This is a genomic window from Streptomyces durbertensis, assembly GCF_014156695.1.
GTDB classification, from domain to species: domain Bacteria; phylum Actinomycetota; class Actinomycetes; order Streptomycetales; family Streptomycetaceae; genus Streptomyces; species Streptomyces durbertensis.
Map to the genome: position 1 here is coordinate 1 of NZ_WMLF01000276.1, position 7,163 is coordinate 7,163.

Consider the following 7,163-nt stretch of genomic DNA (forward strand, 5'->3'; position numbering starts at 1 on the left):
GGGTGAGAATGGGGGTGATGCCGCACATGACAAGCACGGGCGGTGGGGGCGACTGGACTCTTGTGGTCCCCCTCAAGCCTCTGACCAGGGCAAAGAGCCGACTTTCCGCCTCAGTCGGGGAGGCGGCGCGGGCACGGCTGGCGCTGGCCTTCGCGCAGGACACCGTGCACGCCGCGATGCGCTGTCCCCGCGTGCGGACTGTGGTGGTCGTCACGGACGACGTGCGCGCCGGGCGTGTCCTGACCGGGCTGGGAGCGGGGGTGGTGCCCGACGTGGCGGGCGGCGGACTCAACGCCGCGCTGCGTCACGGGGTCGCGCGGGCCCGCGCGGAGCGGGTGGCCGGCGCGGTGGCGGCGCTCAACGCCGACCTCCCGGCGCTGCGGCCGGCGGAGCTGTCCCGGGTACTGGCCGCCGCGGCGGCCGTGCCGCGCGCCTTCCTCCCGGACGCGGCCGGCACCGGGACGACGCTGCTGGCGGCCGGCGCCGAGGTGGCGTTGCGCCCCGCGTTCGGCTGGCAGTCACGACGACGGCACCTCGCCTCGGGGGCGGTGGAGCTGTCACCGCCGGACGTGCCCGGCGTCCGTCAGGACGTGGACACCGGCGAGGACCTGCTGGCGGCGCTGGAACTGGGTGTGGGCACCCACACACTCGGCGTCCTGGACCGACTCGACGACTTCGACGCGTTCAGAGGCGCGGCCAGAGGCATCGTCGAAGACGCGGTCGAGGACGCGGCCGAAGACGCGGTCAGAGCGTCTGGAGTGTCACCAGCGTGACGCGCAACGCCCCGCCCTCGCCCTCGGTCTCCAGCCGCACCCGCTGTCCGGGGCGGAGGAGGCGCAGTCCGCCGGCGTCGAAGGCCGCGGCGTCGAACGGCACCGGCGTGCCGTCGTCGAGCAGCACACTGCCCGACCTGGTCTGCGGATCGTAGGTGTACGCGGTGGCCTGCATGGGGCAGAGCCTAGTGCCTGACCGGCCTCGCGCTCCTCGGCGCCCGACCGGCCCGGCCGCCGGGGACCGGCCCGCCGCGGACCGGCCCGTGGGCGCGTCGGTCTCCGGCGGCCGGGCGGGACCGGGCCCGACCGCACGCGACCGCGGGCCGGGCTCCCGACGAAGGTCCGGCGCCGCACCCGCCGTCCGCGTCAGCGCTTGCGCGCGGTGGTCTTCTTCGCGGTGCTCTTGCGGGCCGTCGTCTTGCGGGCCGGGGCCTTCTTGGCGGTGGTCTTCTTCGCCGGCGCCTTCTTGGCGGTGGCCTTCTTCGTCGTGGACTTGGCCGGGGCCTTCTTCGCGGTGGTCTTCTTGGCCGTGGTCTTCTTGGCGGTCGCCTTCTTCGCCGTCGTCTTCTTCGCGGTGGTCTTCTTGGCCGCCGCCTTCTTCGCGGCCGCCTTCTTGGTGGCGGCCTTCTTGGTCGAAGTGCCGCCGGACAGGCTGCCCTTGGGAGCCTTCTTGACCGCCACGTCGTTCTTCGGAAGCTTCTTGGTGCCGCTGACCAGGTCCTTGAAGCCCTGGCCCGCGCGGAACCGCGGCACCGAGGTCTTCTTGACCCGCACCCGCTCACCGGTCTGCGGGTTGCGGGCGTAGCGGGCGGGGCGTTCGACCTTCTCGAACGAGCCGAAACCCGTCACGGAGACCCGGTCTCCCGCGCACACCGCGCGGACGATCGCGTCGAGCACGATGTCGACCGCGTCGGCCGCCTGCTGGCGGCCGCCCAGCTTGTCCTGGATCGCTTCAACGAGCTGCGCCTTGTTCACGTCTTCCCCTTCGGAGACATTGCCGGAACGAATGTGTTCAAGCTTTTTCGCACGGTAGGCAGATATATACCGCAAATCAAACACGAAACGGGCTAATCACCCTTGTGCCGCAACGAACTGCCGGTCACGCAGGGGGGAAGCGGCCTGCCGCTATGTCTTCCAGCTCCTCCATCAGCCGATCCAGTCGCCGCGCCGCCGCGGCCAGATCCTGCTTCGACGCGGCCGTGATGGCGAGCAGCCTGCGAGCGAGCACCGCCCGTTCACTCTCCGGGACGTGCAGTGCGCGCACTCTGCGGTGCGCCTCCTTCAGACGGGCGGCGACGGCCTCGTACAGCTCGAGTTGACTGTCGCCTTCCATGCACCGATTGTGCCACCTGGGGTGAGTTGTCGCCTCACGAGGGTCCAACGACTCGCCCGAGACCATTGGAACGGATCGGTGGCACGCCAGTCAATTACCGGCCAACTCCGGTGATCCAAAGATGAGTTCGAGCCACCAGAACCGCCATTCGAGGGAGTCGGCCCCGGACAGCGCAACGGCGCCCCCACCCGGACGGGTGGGGGCGCCGTTGCGGACCGAACAGACGGCCGGGGACTGTCGGGCGGAACGGTCAGGCGACCTGCGTCCTCGGTGTGAAGGACGGGCGGTTGGCCTCGTAGGCGGCGATGTCGTCCTCGTGCCGGAGGGTGATGCTGATGTCGTCCAGCCCCTCCAGCAGCCGCCAGCGGGCGTTCTCGTCCAGTTCGAAGGCGGCTTCGACGCCCGGGGCCAGCACCTTGCGGGCGACCAGGTCGACGGTCACCTCCGCGGTCGGGTCGGCCTCGGTCAGCTCCCAGAGCGCGTCCACCGTCTCCTGCGGCAGCACCACGGTGAGCAGGCCGTTCTTCAGCGAGTTGCCGCGGAAGATGTCGGCGAAGCGGGAGGAGATGACGGTCTTGAAGCCGTAGTTCTGGAGCGCCCAGACAGCGTGCTCACGGGAGGAGCCGGTACCGAAGTCGGGGCCGGCGACCAGCACCGTGGCGCCCGCCCGCTCGGGGCGGTTCAGAACGAACTCCTCGTCCTTGCGCCAGGCTTCGAAGAGACCGTCCTCGAAGCCGTCCCGGGTGACCTTCTTCAGCCAGTGCGCGGGGATGATCTGGTCGGTGTCGACGTTGCTGCGGCGCAGCGGCACCGCCCGACCGGTGTGCGTGGTGAAGGCTTCCATGGCTGATCAGACTCCCGCGGGCGTGCGTACGTCGGTCACTTCGGTCAGGTCGGCCGGCGCGGCCAGGCGGCCCACCACGGCGGTGGCGGCGGCCACCTGCGGCGAGACCAGGTGGGTACGGCCGCCCTTGCCCTGCCGGCCCTCGAAGTTGCGGTTCGAGGTCGACGCCGACCGCTCACCGGGGGCGAGCTGGTCGGGGTTCATGCCCAGGCACATGGAGCAACCCGCGTGCCGCCATTCGGCCCCGGCGGCGGTGAACACCTTGTCCAGCCCCTCCTCGACGGCCTGGAGCGCCACCCGGACCGAGCCGGGGACCACCAGCATCCGCACGCCGTCGGCGACCCGGCGCCCGGAGAGCACCTCCGCCGCCGAGCGCAGGTCCTCGATACGGCCGTTGGTGCAGGAACCGACGAACACCGTGTCCACGGCGACCTCGCGCAGCGGCTGCCCGGCGGTCAGACCCATGTACTCCAGCGCCTTCTCGGCCGCCAGGCGCTCGCTGGGGTTGTCGAAGGAGGCCGGGTCCGGCACCGAGGCGGACAGCGGCGCGCCCTGCCCGGGGTTGGTGCCCCAGGTGACAAACGGCGACAGTTCGGTGGCGTCGATGACCACCTCTCGGTCGAAGACCGCGTTGTCGTCGGTGCGCAGCGTGCGCCAGTAGGCGACGGCGGCGTCCCAGTCGGCGCCCTCGGGAGCGTGGTCCCGGCCGCGCAGGTACGCGAAGGTGGTGTCGTCGGGGGCGATCATGCCGGCGCGGGCGCCGGCCTCGATCGACATGTTGCACACCGTCATCCGGGCCTCCATCGAGAGCTTCTCGATGGCCTCGCCCCGGTACTCCAGCACATAACCCTGGCCGCCGCCGGTACCGATGCGCGCGATGACCGCGAGGATCAGGTCCTTGGCGGTGACCCCCTCGGGCAGCTCGCCGTTGACGGTGATCGCCATGGTCTTGAACGGCGTCATGGGCAGCGTCTGCGTGGCCAGGACGTGCTCGACCTGGCTGGTGCCGATACCGAACGCCAGCGCGCCGAAAGCGCCGTGGGTGGAGGTGTGGCTGTCGCCGCAGACCACCGTCATGCCGGGCTGGGTGAGGCCCAGCTGCGGCCCGACGACGTGCACGACGCCCTGCTCGACGTCGCCCAGCGGGTGCAGCCGGACGCCGAAGTCCGCGCAGTTCTTGCGCAGCGTCTCCAGCTGGGTGCGGGAGACCGGGTCGGCGATGGGCTTGTCGATGTCGAGGGTCGGGGTGTTGTGGTCCTCGGTCGCGATGGTGAGATCGGTCCTGCGGACCTGGCGGCCGTTCTTGCGCAGCCCGTCGAACGCCTGCGGGCTGGTCACCTCGTGCAGCAGGTGGAGATCGATGAAGAGGAGGTCGGGCTCACCTTCAGCACGCCGGACGACGTGGTCGTCCCATACCTTCTCCGCGAGTGTCCGTGCCATCGCATTCCCTCCAGCCGGCTGCGTTGCCGACCACGTGTGTAGTGGCGTTCAGAGACGTCCGCCCACCGCGTCCCCCGGCTGTCGGTGGTGGCCGTTATGCAAGCGTGGCGGGTTTCGAGCCGAATTGAACTTGCGTTTCGTAATGTGAGACGCAAGTATCGACGCATGGACAACTCTGGTGGCGCCTCGAGCGGAGTGGGCGTTCTCGACAAAGCGGCTCTGGTACTGAGCGCTCTGGAGTCCGGTCCGGCCACGCTCGCCGGACTGGTCGGGGCGACCGGACTGGCGCGCCCGACGGCGCACCGGCTGGCGGTCGCCCTGGAACACCACCGACTGGTGGCGAGGGACATGCAGGGCCGGTTCATCCTCGGCCCGCGCCTGTCCGAACTGGCGGCGGCGGCCGGCGAGGACCGGCTGCTCGCCTCGGCCGGGCCGGTGCTGACACATCTGCGGGACGTGACGGGCGAGAGCGCCCAGCTCTACCGCCGACAGGGCGACATGCGCATCTGTGTGGCCGCCGCCGAACGGCTCTCCGGCCTGCGGGACACCGTCCCGGTGGGCTCCACGCTGCCCATGAAGGCGGGGTCGGCCGCCCAGGTGCTGATGGCCTGGGAGGAACCCGAGAGACTGCACCGCGGCCTCCAGGGCGCGCGCTTCACGGCCACCGCACTCTCCGGCGTGCGACGCCGCGGCTGGGCCCAGTCGGTGGGCGAGCGGGAGCCCGGCGTGGCCTCCGTCTCGGCGCCGGTGCGCGGGCCGTCGAACCGGGTGGTCGCGGCCGTCTCCGTCTCGGGCCCCATCGAGCGACTCACCCGCCATCCCGGTCGGATGCACGCGCAGGCGATCATCGAGGCCGCCAACCGGCTGTCGGAGTCCCTCCGCCGCAGCTAGGGCCTGTCCGGCGACTCAGAGAGCCCGCAGGGACCACCCCCCGACTTCGAGGCCGCCCCCCGCCGCCACCCACGGCGACGGGGGGCGGCCTCGGCGCGTCCTGGGCGCGCCCTCGGAGGCACGCACCCAGTGCCCCGCGGCACCACCCTCAGGCGCCGCGCGCCGCGAGGCGCTGTGCGGCCGTCTCCCCGCGCCGACCGACCGGTATGACGCCGGTCGCCGCGCCGAGCCCGGACTCCGGCATGTTGACGTACACGGACTCGTAGCGGCCCGCCGGCACGACGTACGTCTCGTGCCAGAAGCCGACCTTGTCGCGCCCGGCCCGCAGGCGCCGGTTGAACGCCGCCCACGCCGGGCGGTGGCTCCCGTCCGACGCCGAGGCGTACGCCAGCAGCTTCTCGTGCGACGACCAGTACTGGACGATGTGGATGTCCCGCAGGCCGCCCCGCAGCAGCCGGTAGCCGAGCAGACCGCTGTCCTTGTCCTGGGACAGCTCGCGCAGCATCCCCGGCATCGCCCGGAACACCGGGAACCAGCTGCGCACCGCCAGCAGGTTGGTGAAGCGCATACCGATGAGGAAGACGGTGATCTCCCCTTCGGCTGCGGCGGTTGTCCTGCCCTGGTTGATGGAAGCTCCCACGACATCCCCCTCGATCTCGGGTCCGGTCCGGCACCCCTCCTTGGAGAGTGCCGCTATCCATGATTGGATAGTGCCACTCTCCGAGCGGGAGCGCAAGAGGGAACCACGGAGGTTCGCCCCTGGCGGTGAAGCCGCCGGGGCGGCGAGGAGCGGGAGGGTCGCGATGCGGCTTGCCGAACTGAGCGAGCGGAGCGGGGTCTCCACCGCGACGATCAAGTACTACCTGCGGGAGGGGCTGCTGCCACCGGGCGAGCGCGTCACCGCCACGCAGTCCGAGTACAACGAGGACCATCTGCGCCGGCTGCGGCTGGTCCGGGCGCTGATCCAGGTGGGTCGGGTACCGGTGGCGACCGCGAGGGAGGTGCTGGGCGCCGTCGACGACAACGCCCTGGACATGGACGAGCGGCTCGGCGTCGCGGTCGGCTCACTGCCGCACCAGGCCCCGGGGAGGCCCGAGGAAGCGGAGGACCCGCACGTGCGCGCCGCCCGGGAGACGATCGACGGCCTGCTGGCCGAGTTGGGCTGGCACGCGAGGCCGTCCTACCCCGCCGCCGAGTCCCTCGTCACCGCCGTGGCGACGCTGCGCCGGCTCGACTACCCCTGCGACGTCGCCAGCCTGCTCCCCTACGGCCGGCTCGCGACCGAGCTGGCCGTCAGCGATCTGGACATGATCTCCGCGATCGAGGCGCCCGTCACACAGCTGGAAGCGGCCGTGGCGCTGACCGTGCTCTACGAGCCGGTGCTGCTCAGCCTGCGGCGCATGGCCCACGCCGAGGAGTCCCGGCGCCGCTACTCGACGGGCGGGGAGGGCGGCGCCCCGGCGAAACAGGCGGGGCCGGCGAACGGATGAAACGCGTCGGGCCCGGCACCTGAGAGGTGCCGGGCCCGACGTCGATCGAGTACCCCCGACCGGATTCGAACCGGCGCTACCGCCTTGAGAGGGCGGCGTGCTAGGCCGCTACACAACGGGGGCTCCATCGCGGCTCTCGGAGAGAGCCAGTACCCCCGACCGGATTCGAACCGGCGCTACCGCCTTGAGAGGGCGGCGTGCTAGGCCGCTACACAACGGGGGCATCGATCTAAGCGAAGCGAAGATCGCGCTGGGCTACCAGGACTCGAACCTAGACTAACTGAACCAGAATCAGTCGTGCTGCCAATTACACCATAGCCCACTGAGACGCAAGCTCCTGCGGAGCTCTTATCTTAGTGTCCGCCTCCCGGTTTCGGCCTTTCGGCCTGCCC

General features: G+C 71.2%; 9 protein-coding genes and 3 tRNA genes. 3 read left to right on the forward strand and 9 right to left on the reverse strand.

Annotated elements, in window-relative coordinates; all coding sequences use genetic code 11:
- The first annotated feature begins 8 nt into the window (after positions 1-8).
- Entirely contained in the window at positions 9-773 is a 765-nt protein-coding gene (cofC, locus tag GL263_RS17760) for a 2-phospho-L-lactate guanylyltransferase (protein WP_228456597.1), read from the forward strand.
- Here the strand turns inward: cofC and GL263_RS17765 are convergent.
- From GL263_RS17765 to leuC, 5 genes are all read right to left on the reverse strand, one after another.
- Positions 745-948, reverse strand: coding sequence for a hypothetical protein (locus GL263_RS17765; RefSeq protein ID WP_182856707.1), 204 nt, complete (start codon positions 946-948; stop codon positions 745-747). The two genes, cofC and GL263_RS17765, sit on opposite strands and share 29 nt — an antisense overlap.
- 191 nt (positions 949-1,139) lie before the next feature.
- Entirely contained in the window at positions 1,140-1,748 is a 609-nt protein-coding gene (locus GL263_RS17770; protein WP_182856708.1) for an HU family DNA-binding protein, read from the reverse strand.
- A 124-nt stretch (positions 1,749-1,872) separates the two neighbouring features.
- Positions 1,873-2,106 (reverse strand): SCO5555 family protein, encoded by a 234-nt coding sequence (locus GL263_RS17775; RefSeq protein WP_182856709.1) that lies wholly within the window; start codon positions 2,104-2,106, stop codon positions 1,873-1,875.
- Positions 2,107-2,356: 250 nt separating this feature from the next.
- Positions 2,357-2,950 carry a 3-isopropylmalate dehydratase small subunit gene (gene leuD / locus GL263_RS17780; protein WP_182856710.1) on the reverse strand — a complete coding sequence of 198 codons (594 nt, stop codon included), beginning with the start codon at positions 2,948-2,950 and terminating at the stop codon, positions 2,357-2,359.
- Between the two features lie 6 nt (positions 2,951-2,956).
- Positions 2,957-4,390, reverse strand: coding sequence for a 3-isopropylmalate dehydratase large subunit (gene leuC / locus GL263_RS17785; RefSeq protein ID WP_182856711.1), 1,434 nt, complete (start codon positions 4,388-4,390; stop codon positions 2,957-2,959).
- A gap of 165 nt (positions 4,391-4,555) precedes the next feature.
- Between leuC and GL263_RS17790 the strand changes: the two genes are divergently transcribed.
- Positions 4,556-5,281, forward strand: a complete 726-nt coding sequence (locus tag GL263_RS17790; protein WP_182856712.1) for an IclR family transcriptional regulator — start codon at positions 4,556-4,558, stop codon at positions 5,279-5,281.
- Positions 5,282-5,429: 148 nt separating this feature from the next.
- On the opposite strand, the gene GL263_RS17795 is transcribed toward GL263_RS17790, so the two are convergent.
- Positions 5,430-5,921 (reverse strand): DUF4188 domain-containing protein, encoded by a 492-nt coding sequence (locus GL263_RS17795; protein WP_182856713.1) that lies wholly within the window; start codon positions 5,919-5,921, stop codon positions 5,430-5,432.
- Between the two features lie 163 nt (positions 5,922-6,084).
- Here GL263_RS17795 and GL263_RS17800 point away from each other — a divergent pair, with 163 nt between their 5' ends.
- Positions 6,085-6,771, forward strand: a complete 687-nt coding sequence (locus GL263_RS17800) for a MerR family transcriptional regulator (RefSeq protein ID WP_182856714.1) — start codon at positions 6,085-6,087, stop codon at positions 6,769-6,771.
- Between the two features lie 50 nt (positions 6,772-6,821).
- Here the strand turns inward: GL263_RS17800 and GL263_RS17805 are convergent.
- The 3 genes from GL263_RS17805 to GL263_RS17815 form a co-directional block, all read right to left on the reverse strand.
- A tRNA-Glu gene (locus GL263_RS17805) sits at positions 6,822-6,894 on the reverse strand.
- A gap of 27 nt (positions 6,895-6,921) precedes the next feature.
- Positions 6,922-6,994 (reverse strand) — tRNA-Glu (locus GL263_RS17810).
- A gap of 27 nt (positions 6,995-7,021) precedes the next feature.
- A tRNA-Gln gene (locus GL263_RS17815) sits at positions 7,022-7,093 on the reverse strand.
- Positions 7,094-7,163 lie beyond the last annotated feature (70 nt).